Below are 15,265 nucleotides of genomic sequence, written 5' to 3' on the forward strand. Positions count from 1 at the left end.
GATGGCGGATGCTCGCGGCAAGACCCTGGCGCGTATCCACCGCGTCCGCACGCTCCAGCTCGGCCTGACCCGCGCCGACGAAGCGCGCGCGCACGACAAGTTCGCCAGCGAACAGCTCCTGTCCGGGCGTATCGCGCTGCTCGTCGACGCGGTCGCGCCGGTCCACGAGACGCAGGTCGCGGTGTCGCTGGGCGCCGCCGCGCATTACCGCGAACGCCTGCAGAAATCCGCCGACGCCGCGGTCGAGCGCATGCAGGCCGCCGAACATCATGTCGGCCGCGCCGCTGAGGCGACCCGCGTCGCCAAGCGCGACCAGAGTGCGGTCGAAAAGCTGCTCGCGCGTGCCGACGCCGACGCGGTGCTGAAGGCGATCCGCGCGATGGAGGAATCGCCCGCGTTCCGAAAGGTTCGGCACGATCCTTGCTGAGCGCTAGCGGACCGGCGCCGTGCCGCCGCCCGAACGAGTATCCTGCATGATCCCGACCGCGACCCTCTCTCCCACGCTGCCGACCCCGGCGCGGTCGACGACCGTGCAGAACGGGCGGACGCCGGGCGATTTCGCGGGCTCCTTCGCGCAGGCGAACGACGACGCCGCCGCGGAGGGTGCGCCGACGACGCCGGTGCCGATCGTCGCGATCCCGGCGCTGTCGGCCGGCACGATCGTCCGGCAGGACGCCGCCGCGACCGGCAACACCTTGCCGACCCCGATCGGGACGGAGGCCGCACAGCCGATCGTCCCGGCGATCGTCACCCTCCTCGCCGAACCGCTTGCGGCAGGCCCGCGCACGACATCGCTAACGCTCGTACAGCCGCCAATCCCGGCAGATCCGGAGCCCGCGACGCCTGACGTCGCCAAACGCACCATCGCCACGCGTCCGAGCCCGAGTGCAGCGCGTCCCGCGGCGTTCGCGACCGCGCCCCGCGGCGGCAACGCCAAGAACGACACCCCGACGACCCCGTCGGACGACACCGCCGACGCGGCGCCCGCCGACCAACCGGTGCTGCCCGATCAGCCCATGATCGCGCAGCCCACGCTCGCTCCGTCCCTTGCGCAAGCAAACCCGGATATCCCGCTCGTCGCGTCCCTTGCCCCCTCGCCGCCCCCCGAAGCCACCAAGATGATCGGGGCCGAGAACGCAGTCGCCCCCGCCGGATCGGCAATCGGTGCCGCGAAACCCATCGCTACAGGTGCGGCAGATGCAAAGCCTCTCGTCGCGGCGGAACCGGACCTCACGACCTCGATCACCCCGGCCCCGCGGCAATCCCGCAACGCGACGAAGCTCGCTCAGGCCGAACCGGTCGTGCCAACGGCGATCCCCGTCGCGCCATCCTCAATTCTGCAAATCCCGATCGCGCCACGCCCAGTCGCGCAGCCCAGCGCCCTCCCCGTCGCCACAGCCGCGCCGCGACCTGCGGTGGGAGTGGTCGACCATAGCCAAATCTCACCGCTGCAAGTCACGCCGGTCGCCCTGATGCCCGCCACCTCGGTCACCACCACGCCCGTCGCGGCTCCGCCGCTGCAGATCGTGGCGCTAGCGGCGACCGTGCCCGTCGCACCACAAATCTCGAGCGTGAATCCCCCACTCGGTCTTGCGAGCGAACCCGGTTCGCTTCCGCAACCGTCAGCGCCGGCCGCCGAGACCGCGCCGATCGCAGCGCCACGCTGGACAGCGACCGAGGCGACCACCCCTGTCGCGCTCGCGCTCGCGCAGCCCGCCGCGGTCCAGCCGCAACCCGGCACCGTCGCCTCGGCCAGCCAGGTGTTCGGCGCCGCGATCCAGGCCGCCAAGGCGCGCGACGAGCGCGACCAGACCGATCCGACCGCGCCGTCGATCGCCCCCGGCGCGCCGGTATCGCCGCTGACGATCAAGACCGCCGAGGCGCAGCAAACCCCGCTCGACATGCGACAGGAACGCTGGCCGCATGCGATGATCGAGCGGATCGAAATCCTGCGCGACGCCGCCGATGCGACCGATACGCGGATCCGCCTGATCCCCGACGCGCTCGGCGCGATCGACGTCTCGATGCGCAAGGACGGCGATACGGTGCACGTCCATTTCAATGCCGACCAGGCCGCGACGCGCGCGCTGTTGCAGGACGCGCAGCCGCGGCTCGTCGAACTCGCCGAAGCGCGCGGGTTGAAACTCGGCCAGGGCATGCTCGGTGACAGTGCCGCCAGCTCCAGCCAGCAGCGCACACCCACCGCGCCGCACACGCCGAATCGCCCGACGACCGCGCCAGCCGCGGTGATCGACGACGCGCACGAAGACACCCGAATCGCTTGACCCGAAGGACCACGAAATGGCCGACAAAAAAGAAACTGCCGACGCCGCCCCGAAGAAGAAGGGCAAGATGAAGACGATCCTGATCGGCGGCGTCGCGCTGATCGTGCTGGTCGGCGGCGGCGTCGGCGCGGGCGTGTATGCGTCGAACGCCGGCCTGCTCGGCGGCGGTCACGCTGCGGCGGCCGACGACGGAAAGCCCAAGCTCGTCCCGAAAAGCGAGCAGAAGCATCCCACCGAAGGCGGCGAAGGCGGCGGTCATGGCGGCGACGAGGCCGCGCCCGAAAATCACGGGATGAAGCCCCCCGCAGGAGAGGGCGGCGACAAATACGCGTCGACCTATTACCCAATGGAGAAGGAGTTCACCTCGAATCTCCAGGACTCGTCGCACTTCGTCCAGGTCGGTATCGCGGTCGCCACGCCGTACGACGACACCGTCATCACCAACTTGAAAACCAACGACATCGCGGTCCGCTCTGCGATCCTGATGGCGCTCGGCGACACCACCGAGGAGCAGGTCATGAGCAGCGACGGCAAGCGCCAGTTGCAGGTCCGGTTGGCCAAGGCGATCAACGATACGCTCAAGCAGAAGGAAGGCTTCGGCGGCATCGGTAACGTTTACTTTACCAGTTTCGTTGTTCAGTGAGGCATGGTTAACGAGGCCCCAGCAAAGACACGCGAGCGACGCGACCGGGATCGCTCCACCGCCCCCCAGGGCGGCGCGATGCATCAAGGTATGCTCGGCGGGGCCAAGCTCAATCCGTTCGGCGACCTGCATTCGTTGCAGCATCTCTCGGCACGGTTCGCGCGCGGTTTGCGCGGCGTGTTCGAGCCGTTGCTGCGCCAGGAGGTCCGCTGCTGGGCCGAGCCTTTGGTGGTCCAGCGCTTCACCGATTACCGGGCCGAACGTAGCGATGCGCTGACCGCGTGGTTGCCGCTGATCATGACGCCGGGGATGGCGCAGGCGTTGTGCATCATGGACGGCAAGTTCGTGCTCGAGATGCTCGACATGTTCTTCGGCGGCACCGGCGCTGCGCCGCACACGCTGCCGACCGAATTCTCACCCGCCGCCGAAGCGATGGTCGCGCGGATCGGCCAGATGATCGCAGCGCCGCTGAAGACCGCATGGGAGCCGATGGCGCGGTTCGACTTCCTGCCGACGCGGGTCGAGGTGAACCCGGCGATGATCGCCGATCTCGACGGCGAGGACGCGATGATCGTCACGCGCTTCGGCATCGCCGCGGGCGCCGCAAAACCCGTGTTCCTCGACCTCGTCTACCCCGTCTCCGCGCTGAAGCCGCATGCGCCGTCGCTGACCGCCAAGGTCGTCGGCAAGTCGGCCGAGCCCGATCCGGCCTGGCGCACCGAGCTGACGCGGGCCGCGATGAACGTGCGCTTCCCGATCCGCTCGGTACTCGCCGAGCCGGTCGTCAAGCTGACGATGCTGATGGACCTGAAGCCCGGCGACGTGATCCCGATCACCATCTCGGGCGACGTGCCGGTGATGGTCGGCAACAACCGGCTCGGTTGCGGCACGGTCGGCACGTCCAATGGCTTCGCCGCCATCCAGCTCACCTCGATTACCAGTTTCGACGAAGGATTTGCAGCATGAACGACATGACCGGAGGCTTCCCCGTAGATGCTGCCGTCGCCGCCAATTTTCGGCTGCTCCAGGATGTCGACGTCAAGCTGACCGTCGAGATCGGTTCGACCAGCCTGACCCTGCGCGAACTGCTCGCGCTCGGCGAATCCAGCGTGATCGAGCTCGATCGCCAGGCCAACGAGCTGCTCGACGTGTTCGTCAACGGCACGCTGATCGGGCGCGGCGAAGTGGTGACGGTCGGCGAGCGCTTCGGCGTGCGGATGACCGAGCTCGTGTCGCCAGACAAGCGCGGCTGAACCACGATGCTCTGGACCTATATCCTCAAGCTCGTGATCTTGCTGCCACTGGTGTGCGGACTGATGTTCGGCTGCCTGTACCTGTGGCGCAAGTTCGAGAGCCGGATCCCGGGCAAGCCCTCGACGCGGCTGATCGGCGTCAAGGAAACGATGATGATCTCGCCGGGCCTGCGCCTTGCGGTGATCGATTTCGAGGGCCGCCGGCTGCTCGTCTCGGTCGGCCGCGGCGGCGTGCACCTGATCGACAAGGTCGACGCATGAGCCCCCGCGCTACAGTGACGCGCCAAGGTTCCGGTCCGGCCTTGTTTGCCGCGTCGAAGGCCAAGCCGTTTTCCCGCGAACGCGGGAATCCAGAAGCCACGAACGGCGCACTGCGCAACGCTGCGCCGCGGTCGCGCGCCAACGCGTGGGTGTGGATAGGCCTCGCCGTCCTCCTCGCCCTGTTCCTCGCGATGCCAGCCTTCGCGCAAGGCGTCCCCGCCCCGACCAACCCCGCCGTCGGCGACGCGGTCGATCGCGCGCTCGGCCAGCTCGGCGGCCAGGCCGCGGGCAATACCGGCCAGAGCGGCTCGCTGTCGCTCTCGCTGCAAGTCCTCATCATCATGGGGCTGCTGACGATCCTGCCGGGGATCCTGCTGATGATGACCAGCTTCACGCGGATCATCATCGTGCTCGCGATCCTGCGCCAGGCGCTCGGCCTCCAGCAGACGCCGCCGAACCAGGTGCTGCTCGGGCTGTCGCTGTTCCTGTCGTTCTTCATCATGGCGCCGACGATCAACCAGATCAACACGACCGCGATCCAGCCCTATGCCGCGGGGAAGCTCGCGGGCACGCAGATGATCACCACCGCGGGCGTGCCCTTGCACGCGTTCATGGTGAAGCAGACGCGCGTCAAGGACGTCACGATGTTCGCGCAGATGGCCAAGTCCGGCCCCTACGCATCGTCGCTCGACATCCCCTTCTCGGTCCTGCTCCCCGCGTTCGTCACGTCGGAACTGAAGACCGCGTTCCAGATCGGCTTCCTGATCTTCCTGCCGTTCATCGTCATCGATCTCGTCGTCGCGACCGTGCTGATGTCGCTCGGCATGGCGATGCTCAGTCCAACGATCATCTCGATGCCGTTCAAGCTGCTGCTGTTCGTCCTCGTCGATGGCTGGGCGCTGACGATGGGCAGCCTCGCCAACTCGTTCGCGACGTAGAGCTATGCACGGCCCCACACTCCTGTTCGCCCCACACCTACCGTTCGCCCTGAGCCCTTCGGCTGCCTGCAAGGCAGGCGCTCAGGATAAACTACCGCCAAGGGCGGTAGTCGAAGGGCCTGAGACTCCTGTGCTTCGACTTCGCTCAGCACGAACGGCAGTTTTGTAAGCCATGGACGCGCAATATTTCCTGACCGTCGCCAACCAGACGATGTGGGTGCTGGCGCTTGCCAGCGCGCCGATCCTGATCCCGGCGCTGCTCGCGGGGCTGATCCTCGGGATGATCCAGGCGGCGACGTCGATCAACGAGCAGACATTGTCGTTCGTACCGAAGCTGGTGGTGGTCGCGGTGTCGATCCTGATCTTCGGGAGCCTGATCCTCGGGTTGCTGAGCGATTTCACGATCGGGATCTTCGAGCGCATTCCGGACCTCGTGAAGTGAGGCGCAGCGCCAGCGCGGCCACGCCTGCGCTGCTAGCGCAAGCCCGGCCGGCGGGGCAAAGCTCCCGTCCGACGACGCGGCTTTGCCGCGGCGTGGCACATAATCCGAACAGGAATTCGAACAGCATTGCGCCACGGCAAAGCCGCGTCGTCGGTCCTCGGCCCTGCCGAGGCCGGCCGGGCTTGCCCGCGTGGCGCGCAGCGTGCGCGCTCTCGCGGTCTGCGCCATGCTAGGCTTCGGTCTCTCGATCGAGCCCCAGCTCTGGGCGCTCTTCTTCGTGATGATCCGGATCGGCGCGACGTTCATCGCCGCGCCCGTGTTCGGCAACGTCTCGGTGCCCGTCACCGTGCGCGTCACGTTGTCGGGCGCGATCGGGTTCCTCGTCCTCGCGGCGCACCCGATCGTGCCCCCAGAAAACATCTTCAGCGTTCCGACGATGCTGTCCGCCGCCGCCGAAGCGCTGGTCGGGCTCGCGCTCGGCTTCGTTCTCCAGATCGCCTTCGCCGCGCCGATGATCGCGGCCGAAGTGATCGGCGGCGCGATGGGGCTCGGCTTCGCCTCCTCGATCGATCCGCAGAACGGCAAATCGTCGCCGGCGCTCGGCCAGTTCTTCTCGATCATGCTCACCCTGCTGTTCCTGTCGGTCGACGGCCACCTGATCCTGATCGACCTGATCGTCCGGAGCTACGACGTGCTCCCGCCCGGTGCCGCGTGGATCGGCGTCGAGCGGCTGAAGGCGATCGCCTTCTTCGGCGGCTATGCGTTTCTCGCCGGTCTGCTCCTCGCGCTACCGGTCGGTTTCCTGCTGCTCTGCCTCAACATCGTCGTCGGCATGCTGAGCCGCGCCGCGCCCGCGCTCAACCTGTTCGCGGTCGGCCTCCCCGCCAGCCTCGCAGTCGGCGTCATCACGCTCGCGATCGCGTTCCCGACGATGGGCGACTACATGCTCGTCATCGTCCGCGAAGGCTTGTCGGCGACCGAAAACCTGGTGCTCGGCTGATGGCGGCGGCGGCTCATGTCTGAGGACAGCGGTGAAAAGACCGAATCGCCAACCGCCAAGCGCAAGAAGGATGCGGTCGAGAAGGGCGACATCCTTCGATCGCGCGATTTCGCCACCGCGCTCAGCATGGTCGCGGGCGTCGGCTGGCTGATCTACGCCGGCCCGACGCTGATCACCGCCTGCAAGCAGGTGATGGCATCGAGCTTCCAGTTCACCCACGCCGACGTCGAGGATTTCTCGCCGTGGCGGCCGCTGATGGACGCTGGCGGCAAGCTCGCGCCGTCGCTGATCAGCCTGTTCGTCGTCACCATCGCCGCCGCGATCCTGAGCCAGGCCGGGCTCGGCTCGCTCGGCTTCAACGGTAAGCTGATGGCGCCCAAATACAGCCGGGTCGATCCCGCCGCGGGCCTCAAGCGGATCTTCGGATCGAACGGCTGGATCGAGCTCGGCAAGTCGCTGCTGAAGGTGATCCTGCTCGGCACGATCGGCGGGTGGATGCTGTGGAAGGCCGCGCACACGACGATGGGGCTCGCCTCGTCCGCCGATCTCAACCAGGCGCTGTCGTCGCTCGGCGGCACGTTCAAGGCGATCCTGATCGCGATGGCGTTCGGGCTGTGCGCGATCGCCGGCATCGACCTGCCGATCCAGATCATCCGCCGCCTCGGCAAGATGCGGATGTCGAAGCAGGAGGTGAAGGACGAGCACAAGTCGACCGAGGGCAATGGCGAGGCGAAGGGCCAGATGCGGGCGAAGATGCGCGCGATGGCGAGCGGTGGCCTGCGGAAATCGGTCGCGGAGGCGCATGTCGTGCTGACCAACCCGACGCACTTCGCGGTGGCGCTGCGCTACGATCGCGGCAAGGATCAGGTGCCGGTGGTGGTCGCCAAGGGGCGCGGCGCGACCGCGCTGGCGATCCGCGAACTCGCCGCGGAGGGCCGCGTGCCGGTGCTCGAATATCCGATGCTAGCGCGTGCGATCTACTACACCAGCAAGGAAAATCAGGAGGTCCGCGACGACCTCTACATGGCGATCGCGACCGTGCTCGCGTTCGTGTTCGGGCTCAACGTCGCAGCCGGCGGCACGGGGGGCGGGGCGGCCGCTCCGGTCCAGCCGTTCGTCACCGTGCCGAAGGACGCGCGATTCGACGAAAACGGGATGAAACAGGCCTAAAGATCGCGGCGGCCCGGCCGTTACTGATCGTAAGCGTGCGCAGTGCAGGGATTTCGCCATGGTAACTTCGACCACCAGCACGACGGCCACGCCGACGCCCACTGCGACCCCCACGCCGAGCGCGACGAGCGTCATCCAGTCGGCGACCCAGGCGCTGCTGACGTCGCTCAACACCGGTTCCGGGATCGATACTTCCACGCTGGTCCCTGCGCTGGTCAACGCGCAATTCGCGACCAAGACCGCGACGTTGAAGGCGAAAGCCGACACGCTGACCGCGCAGATTTCGGGAATCGGCACGATCAAGAGCGCGATCACCGGCTTCTCCACCGCGCTCGCCAATCTGGTGAAGAGCGGCAGTCTCCAGACCCAGCCGAGCAGCTCCAACACCACAATCCTGTCCGCCACCGCACTGCCCGGTGCGAAGCTGTCGACCCTGGCGGCCAGCGTCACCGTCACGCGCCTCGCCACCGCACAGGTCGCGCGGACGACGACTGCGGTAGCCGACCGGACCGCCGACCTCGGCACCGGGGCGCTCACGCTGACGATCGGCGGCGGCACCCCGGTATCGATCGCCGTCGGCAACGGCAGCATCGATTCGATCGCATCGGCGATCAATGCCGCGAAGACCGGCGTCACCGCCTCGGTCGTTACCGATGCGAACGGCGGCGCGTATCTGTCGGTCAAGGGCGGCACCGGCGACGCGCAGGCGTTCACGCTGAAGGGCGCGACCGGCGATGCGGTCGACATCGGCGGCGGCGCGACGAAAACCAGCCTCGTCTCGACCGCGCAGAACGCGCAGCTGACGGTCGACGGCATCGCCGTGGAGCGGCCAAGCAACACCGTCAGCGATCTGGTCGACGGCGTGAAGCTTCAGCTCAACGCCGTCTCGACGGTCCCGGTCACGCTGGGCAGCACCCCGCCGACCGACGCGCTGACGCAGGCGGTCAACGATGTCGTCGACACCTACAACCAGGTGCTCGCCGCGATCACCGCGCAGACCGATCCGATCACCGGCAATCTCCGCTCCGATCCCGCCGCGACCAGCCTGCTGCGATCGTTCAAGGCGCTGTCGTCCAAGGCACTCGTCGGCGGTGCGGTCTCGGGTATCCCGCGCACGCTGTCGGAGATCGGCGTCGCGACCAGCACCGACGGCACGTTGCGCGTCGATGCGGTGTTGCTCGCCAAACAGATCGCGGCGAACCCCGACACGATCGAATCGATGTTCGCGCCGTCGGGGACCAACGCGCTCGGCCTGTCCGCCACGCTGACCGCGCTGACGACTGGCGCGACCAGCACGCTGACCGGGCTGGGTGCGTCGGCGCTGCGCTACACCGCGGCGCAGTCCGTCGTCACCGACCAGCAGGACAAGGTCACCGATCAGTCGGCTCAGATGAACACGCGCCTGACCCAGCAATATGCCAGCATGAATTCGCGCGTGTCGGCGTACAAGTCGACGCAGACCTTCCTCGCCGGCCAGATCGCCCAATGGAACAAGAGCGACTCGTGACCTACGCAACGACCCTGACCCGCGACCCGTTCGCGACCTATCGCCAGATCGATGCGGTCGGCCGCACCGCGACCGCGGACGGCCCGGCGCTCGTCCAGCTGCTGTACAAGGAGCTGGTCGCCGCGTTGCGGGCCGCCGCCTGGGCCGCTGAAAAGGGCAAGCTCGCGATCAAGAGCGAGCGGGTCACGCGCGCCACCGCGATCCTGTTCGCGCTCGAATCGGGTCTCGATTTCGAGAATGGCGGCGCGGTCGCCGAGACGCTGGCGCGGTTGTACGGCGGCGCGCGGAAAACCATCATCAACGCCTCGATCGGCCTCGACCCGCGCCCGTTCCGCGATTCGGCGGACATGCTCGACGAGATCGCGCAGGCCTGGCGGACCGTCAGCGCGGCGTAAGCGCTACCGCCGGAACCAGTGGCGCGCGGAGAAATACCCCACGACGCCGACCGCGATCACCAGGCACGCCACCGCGATCGCATCGAACGCCCACGGTTCCTCGGCATAGGGCAGGCCCTTGACGTTCATTCCGTACAGCCCGGTCAGGAACGTCAGCGGCAGGAACACCATTGCCGCGATCGAGATGATCAGCGAGCGATTGTCGATCTGCTCGGCGCGCAGGTCGGTCAGCGTCTCGTGGACCAGGGCCGAGCGTTCGCGGATCGATTCGAGCTCCTCCGCCATCCGCGCTGCACGGTCCGCCGCCGCCGCCAGATGCAGCCGATCGTCGTCCGCGAGCCAGTCACCCGGCAACGCCGCCAGCTTCTCGAGCGCCGCGCGTTGCGGATTGAGGAAACGTTTGTAGCCGATCGCCGCGACGCGGACTTTGCTGACCGTGCGGCGCAGTTCGAACACGCGGTTGGCGTCGAGCTGTTCCTCGCAATCGTCGAGTTCGTCGCCGAGCGTCGCCACGTCGGGATCGAGATCGGTGGTGATCGCGGTCGCGAACGCGGCGATCAGGTCGCCCGGATCGCGGATCTCGCCGCGCTCGACCATCTTCTCGACCTCGGCGACCGCGATCAGCGGTTTCCGCGTGACCGAGTACACGCGGCCCTTCACCGCCCAGATCCGCACCGAAGCGAGCAGGTCGGAGGTGTCGAGTTCCTCCTTCGATCGCCCGCGCAGATTGACGAACGCGCCGTCGCCGACCGCTTCGCAGCGCGGCCGCGTCTCGGTCGCGGTCAGCGCATCGACGACGTAATCGAGCAGCTTGGCCTCGTCGCGCAGCCACGCCTGCGCATGCTCGGCGGTGGTCGACAGATGCACCCAGACGAGGTCGGCGGTGCAATCGAGCGCTTCCTTGACGTCGACGCGCGTCGCTTCGCCATTGGTGATACGAAATCCGAAGCCGCTCACAAGGCCATCTCGATCGCGACCGACAGGCCGGTGCCGGGATCGGCGGGCATTGCCGCGCAATGGCGGGCTGCATCGGCACGCGCGCGATCGAGGATCGCCGCGGGCACGTCAGCGCTGTGATACACCCGGTCCGCGCTCGCCAGCGCGCGCGCCTGGCGCAATGTCAGGTCGTCCGGATCGGTCGAGGCGAGCCGTATCGCAACCTGCTCCCCTCCCTGGAAGGGAGGGGTTGGGGGTGGGTAGGTCAGTTGGGAGTCGGCCCGTGCATCAGCAGCCAACCCACCCCCTGCCCCTCCCTTCCAGGGAGGGGAGTCTGGTGTGGCCAGCCATGCGTCGACGTCGTGTGTTGGCGAGAGTGGATCGAGCATCCCGCCCGCCCCCATCGCCGTCGCGAGTGCCCGGCGGCGCTCGCCCATGTCGGGCCAACGCACCCGCAACGCGCCGCGCGCGGCCTGCAATGCCAGCGCGAGTTTGCCGAGATCGGCTGGCACCAGAGCCTCCAGCCGCTGTCGCAACGCCGCCGCCAGCCCCGCCGACACGCCGCTCGTCCCGATCGCGATCAGTACCGGCGCGCGGTCGACGATCGCCGGCAGCGTGAAATCGCACAACGCCGAGCGGTCGACCGCGTTGACGAGGATGCCGCGCGCCTTCAGCCGCGCGACCGCCGCCAGCGCGTCGTCCTCGTCGTCGATCGCGACGATCGCCAGCGCAGCCGGAGCATCCTCACCGACCACATCGGCCCCGGCGCGATCGAGCAACCGTCGCTTGGCATCCGCCGCCTCGCCCTCGCCCAGCAGGATCACCGGGCGCCCCGCCAGCCTGACGAACAGCGGCAGGCTCTGTAGCGGGACGGAAGCCGTCACCGCTTGAGCCATTCCGGCACGCGCTCGGCCGCCAGGATCGTCTCGGGGTGGATGCGGTCGGCGACCACCGCGAACCGGTCGCCGTCGACCAGCACTTCGGGGACCAAAGCGCGACTGTTGTAGGTCGAGGCCATCGTCGCGCCATACGCGCCCGCGGTGCGGAAGATGCCGAGATCGCCCGACTTCACCGCGTCGATGTCGCGGCCCATCGCAAAGGTGTCGCCGGTCTCGCACACCGGCCCGGCGATGTTGGCGGTCATCCGTTCGCCGCTCGGCGCGACCGCGACGAAGTCGTGATACGCGTCGTACATCGCGACGCGCGCGAGGTCGTTCATCGCCGCATCGACGATCACGTACGGGTTCACCACGCCGGGCTTCACCCAGATCACCTCGGTCAGCAGCACGCCCGCATTGCCCGCGATCACGCGACCGGGCTCGAACATCAGTTCGACGTCCCAGTCGGCAGTCGCGCGTGCGACCATCGCGCCGTACTCGGCCGGGCTCGGCAGCACGTCGCCGGGCTTGTACGGCACGCCTAGACCGCCGCCGAGATCGACGCGGCTGATCGTGTGACCGGCAGCACGCAGTTCCGCGACCAGTTCGCCGATCCGCGCATAGGCGGCCTCCAGCGGCGCGAGATCGGCGAGCTGGCTGCCGATGTGGATCGCGACGCCGCGCAAATCGAGACCGTCATGCTGCGACAACCGATCGAACATCGCCACCGCCTGATCGATCGCAACGCCGAACTTGTTCTCCTTGCGCCCGGTCGAGATTTTCGCGTGCGTGCCCGCATCGACGTCGGGGTTCACGCGCAACACCGCCGGCGCGCGTTCCCCGCGGGCGTGGGCGAGCGCGGCAAGGACTTCGCCCTCCTCCTCCAGCTCCAGATTGAACTGGCCGATCCCCGCATCGAGCGCCTGCGCCAGCTCGCGCCGAGTCTTGCCGACGCCCGAGAACACGATGTCCGACGCTGGTATTCCTGCCGCCAGCGCGCGCTGCATCTCGCCAGCCGAAACGACGTCGGCGCCATAGCCCTCGTCGGCCAGCACGCGCAGCACCGCGACGTTCGGATTGGCCTTGATCGCATAGGCCAGGTGCACGCGGCCCGCGCCCTTCAGCGCATCGCGAAACACCTGCGCATGGCGGCGGAAGGTGGCGGTCGAATAGACGTAGACGGGCGTGCCGACGGCCTCGGCAATCGCCGGCAGGGCGACGTCCTCGGCGTGCATGACACCGTCACGATAGGCGAAATGGTCCATGGATCAGGTCTTCAGTTGGGCGGCGGCAGGTCGAACTCGTCGCTACGCCGCTCGTCGGATTGGGTCAGCAGCTCGTCGCTGCGCTTGGGGCGTTGCTGCGTGGTGGGCGTCAGCAACTGCGCCGGCGTCGGCCGGGTCTTCGCACCGTAAGGCGCGACTGGCAGCATCTTGCCCTCGGCCGGTTTCAACCCGTCCGCCGCACCGCACCCGGACAAGGCCAACGCCAGTCCCGCCAATCCAACACACCGCTTCATGCCGTCTCTCCCCGAGCCGCTCGAATCGCGGCACGCACATTGTCCGGCGCGGTGCCGCCGAAGCTGGTCCGGCTGGCGACCGATGCGTCGACCGAGAGCACGCCGTACACGCGTTCGTCGATCCGCGCATCGATTGCCTTCAGGTCCTCGATCGGCAACGCGTCGAGCGCGACCTTCCGCTCCTCCGCCAGCTTCACCGCGCGCCCGGTGACATGGTGCGCCTCGCGGAACGGGAGACCAGCCTCGCGCACCAGCCAGTCGGCGAGATCGGTCGCGGTCGCAAAGCCGCTCTCGGCCAGCCCGCGCATCCGATCGGTGCGGAACGTCGCACTCTCGACCATCCCGGTCATCGCCGCGATCGACAGCGCGAGCAGGTCGTGCGCCTCGAACACCGGCGGCTTGTCGTCCTGCATGTCCTTCGAATAGGCGAGCGGCAGGCCCTTCATCGTCACCATCAGCGCGGTCATGCAGCCGAGGATCCGCCCGGCATGCCCGCGGACCAGCTCGGCCGCATCGGGATTGCGCTTCTGCGGCATGATCGAGCTGCCGGTCGACCATTGATCGCTGAGCGCGACGAACCCGAACGGCTGCGACGCCCACAGCACGAACTCTTCCGCCAGCCGCGAGAGGTGCAGCGAGGTCTGCGTCGCGGCGGTGAGATACTCGATCGCGAAATCGCGGTCGCTGACGCCGTCGAGCGAGTTGGTCATCGGCCCGTCGAAGCCGAGCGCCTCGGCGGTCATCGCGCGGTCGATCGGAAAACCCGTGCCCGCCAACGCAGCCGAACCCAGCGGCGATCGGTTCATCCTTGCGCGGGCATCCGCGAACCGCCCAATGTCGCGCGCAATCATCGCGTGATACGCCATCAGATGATGCCCGAGCGTCACCGGCTGCGCGGACTGGAGGTGCGTAAAGCCTGGCATAACACTCGCCGCATGCTCTTCAGCCCGCGCGAGAAGCGCCGCCTGGAACCCGGCGAGCGCCGCCAGCGCCTGGTCGATTGCATCGCGCACCCAAAGGCGGAAATCGGTCGCGACCTGATCGTTGCGTGAGCGCGCTGTGTGCAGCCGCCCCGCGACCGGACCGATCGCGTTGGCCAGCCGCGCCTCGGTCTGCATGTGGATATCCTCGAGGACCAGATCCTCCTCGACGCCGTGCTCGGCGTAGTACGCCGCCACCGTGTCGAGGCCCGCCGAGATCGTCGCAGCGTCCTCCGCCGAAACGATGCCCTGCTTGCCGAGCATCGCGACATGCGCCTTCGAGCCGGCAATATCCTGCTGCCAGAGCCGCTTGTCGAAGGGAATGGAGGCGTTTATCTCGCGCATGACCGCTGCCGGTCCTTCGGCGAACCGCCCGCCCCACATCGAATTGGAACCGTCCATGTTCTCGAATCCTGTGTTCAATTCGCTGTTAAAGTCTGGGCCGATCGCCGCCGTGATGGGGATGGGCCTGCTGGTCGCCGGCTGCGATAGGAAATCGTCCGCGCCGGAGCAAGCAAACGTCGTCGCTGCGAACACGGCGTCCGCCGACGAGGTCGCGTCCGGCCCTGCCCCCGACGAAGCGACCGGCCCCGCCGCACCCGCCGAAAAGCTCGACCGCAGCCACAAGGGCGAGACCGGGCCGGCGGTCGCGTTCACCGCGCCGGACGGCAAATCGGTGACGCTCGCCTCGTTCAAGGGCAAGCCGTTGCTGCTCAACATGTGGGCGACCTGGTGCGCGCCGTGCGTCGCGGAAATGCCGACGCTCGACGCCGCCGCTAAGTCGCTCGCCGGCAAGGTTCAGGTGATCGCGGTCAGCCAGGACATGCAGGGCGCGGAGAAGGTGACGCCGTTCTTCGCCGCGAAGAAGTTCTCGACGCTGAAGCCGTATCTCGATCCGAAGCTCGGCCTCAGCCTCGCCTATCAGGCGAACCTGCCGACCACGATCCTGTACGATTCGGCGGGCAAGGAAGTGTGGCGGATGACGGGCGGCTATGAATGGAACACGCCCGCCGCCGCCAAGCTGATCGCCGAAGCGTCCTGATCGCCCGATCGGCGTG

Annotated in this window: 18 protein-coding genes; 13 read left to right on the forward strand and 5 right to left on the reverse strand. The window is 68.0% G+C overall.

Annotated features, from left to right (window positions below):
* The first annotated feature begins 1 nt into the window (after position 1).
* The 12 genes from C8J47_RS11575 (at position 2) to C8J47_RS11630 (ending at position 9,894) form a co-directional block, all read left to right on the forward strand.
* The gene (locus C8J47_RS11575) at positions 2-427 is read left to right on the forward strand and encodes a hypothetical protein (RefSeq protein ID WP_121885757.1); all 426 of its coding nucleotides are present in this window, start codon (positions 2-4) and stop codon (positions 425-427) included.
* Positions 428-473: 46 nt separating this feature from the next.
* Positions 474-2,285, forward strand: a complete 1,812-nt coding sequence (locus tag C8J47_RS11580) for a flagellar hook-length control protein FliK (protein WP_121885758.1) — start codon at positions 474-476, stop codon at positions 2,283-2,285.
* A 16-nt stretch (positions 2,286-2,301) separates the two neighbouring features.
* On the forward strand, positions 2,302-2,928 hold the full coding sequence (fliL, locus tag C8J47_RS11585; protein WP_121885759.1) for a flagellar basal body-associated protein FliL: 627 nt from the start codon (positions 2,302-2,304) through the stop codon (positions 2,926-2,928).
* 3 nt (positions 2,929-2,931) lie between these two features.
* Complete coding sequence (locus C8J47_RS11590; protein WP_121885760.1) at positions 2,932-3,894, forward strand: flagellar motor switch protein FliM; 963 nt, start codon at positions 2,932-2,934, stop codon at positions 3,892-3,894.
* Positions 3,891-4,181 (forward strand): flagellar motor switch protein FliN, encoded by a 291-nt coding sequence (gene fliN, locus C8J47_RS11595; RefSeq protein WP_056054132.1) that lies wholly within the window; start codon positions 3,891-3,893, stop codon positions 4,179-4,181. Before C8J47_RS11590 ends, fliN begins: the two co-directional genes overlap by 4 nt.
* Positions 4,182-4,187: 6 nt before the next feature.
* Complete coding sequence (locus C8J47_RS11600) at positions 4,188-4,442, forward strand: flagellar biosynthetic protein FliO (protein ID WP_056054129.1); 255 nt, start codon at positions 4,188-4,190, stop codon at positions 4,440-4,442.
* Positions 4,439-5,380 carry a flagellar type III secretion system pore protein FliP gene (fliP, locus tag C8J47_RS11605; RefSeq protein WP_121885761.1) on the forward strand — a complete coding sequence of 314 codons (942 nt, stop codon included), beginning with the start codon at positions 4,439-4,441 and terminating at the stop codon, positions 5,378-5,380. Before C8J47_RS11600 ends, fliP begins: the two co-directional genes overlap by 4 nt.
* Positions 5,381-5,552: 172 nt before the next feature.
* Positions 5,553-5,822 carry a flagellar biosynthesis protein FliQ gene (gene fliQ / locus C8J47_RS11610; RefSeq protein ID WP_055874447.1) on the forward strand — a complete coding sequence of 90 codons (270 nt, stop codon included), beginning with the start codon at positions 5,553-5,555 and terminating at the stop codon, positions 5,820-5,822.
* Between the two features lie 226 nt (positions 5,823-6,048).
* Positions 6,049-6,822: a flagellar biosynthetic protein FliR gene (gene fliR / locus C8J47_RS11615; RefSeq protein WP_121885885.1), complete on the forward strand. Its 774-nt coding sequence runs from the start codon at positions 6,049-6,051 to the stop codon at positions 6,820-6,822.
* Between the two features lie 15 nt (positions 6,823-6,837).
* Positions 6,838-7,992, forward strand: a complete 1,155-nt coding sequence (gene flhB / locus C8J47_RS11620) for a flagellar type III secretion system protein FlhB (protein WP_056054124.1) — start codon at positions 6,838-6,840, stop codon at positions 7,990-7,992.
* Between the two features lie 58 nt (positions 7,993-8,050).
* A complete protein-coding gene (fliD, locus tag C8J47_RS11625) occupies positions 8,051-9,499 on the forward strand; it encodes a flagellar filament capping protein FliD (RefSeq protein WP_121885762.1) in 1,449 nt (482 codons plus the stop codon).
* On the forward strand, positions 9,496-9,894 hold the full coding sequence (locus tag C8J47_RS11630) for a flagellar protein FliS (protein WP_056054118.1): 399 nt from the start codon (positions 9,496-9,498) through the stop codon (positions 9,892-9,894). Before fliD ends, C8J47_RS11630 begins: the two co-directional genes overlap by 4 nt.
* 3 nt (positions 9,895-9,897) lie before the next feature.
* Here C8J47_RS11630 and C8J47_RS11635 read toward each other — a convergent pair whose 3' ends face one another.
* The 5 genes from C8J47_RS11635 to argH are packed head-to-tail and all read right to left on the reverse strand — an operon-like array spanning position 9,898 to position 14,591.
* Complete coding sequence (locus C8J47_RS11635) at positions 9,898-10,851, reverse strand: zinc transporter ZntB (protein WP_060526199.1); 954 nt, start codon at positions 10,849-10,851, stop codon at positions 9,898-9,900.
* Entirely contained in the window at positions 10,848-11,714 is an 867-nt protein-coding gene (locus tag C8J47_RS11640) for a bifunctional precorrin-2 dehydrogenase/sirohydrochlorin ferrochelatase (RefSeq protein WP_259467498.1), read from the reverse strand. The genes C8J47_RS11635 and C8J47_RS11640 overlap by 4 nt, the downstream gene beginning before the upstream one ends.
* Entirely contained in the window at positions 11,711-12,973 is a 1,263-nt protein-coding gene (gene lysA, locus C8J47_RS11645) for a diaminopimelate decarboxylase (RefSeq protein WP_121885764.1), read from the reverse strand. The genes C8J47_RS11640 and lysA overlap by 4 nt, the downstream gene beginning before the upstream one ends.
* Positions 12,974-12,984: 11 nt before the next feature.
* Positions 12,985-13,227, reverse strand: a complete 243-nt coding sequence (locus C8J47_RS11650) for a hypothetical protein (RefSeq protein WP_056054108.1) — start codon at positions 13,225-13,227, stop codon at positions 12,985-12,987.
* Complete coding sequence (argH, locus tag C8J47_RS11655) at positions 13,224-14,591, reverse strand: argininosuccinate lyase (protein WP_121885886.1); 1,368 nt, start codon at positions 14,589-14,591, stop codon at positions 13,224-13,226. Before argH ends, C8J47_RS11650 begins: the two co-directional genes overlap by 4 nt.
* 16 nt (positions 14,592-14,607) lie before the next feature.
* Here argH and C8J47_RS11660 point away from each other — a divergent pair, with 16 nt between their 5' ends.
* The gene (locus C8J47_RS11660; protein ID WP_121885765.1) at positions 14,608-15,249 is read left to right on the forward strand and encodes a TlpA disulfide reductase family protein; all 642 of its coding nucleotides are present in this window, start codon (positions 14,608-14,610) and stop codon (positions 15,247-15,249) included.
* Positions 15,250-15,265 lie beyond the last annotated feature (16 nt).

Origin of the sequence: Sphingomonas sp. PP-F2F-G114-C0414 (assembly GCF_003688595.1) — a bacterium.
Taxonomy (GTDB): Bacteria; Pseudomonadota; Alphaproteobacteria; order Sphingomonadales; family Sphingomonadaceae; genus Sphingomonas.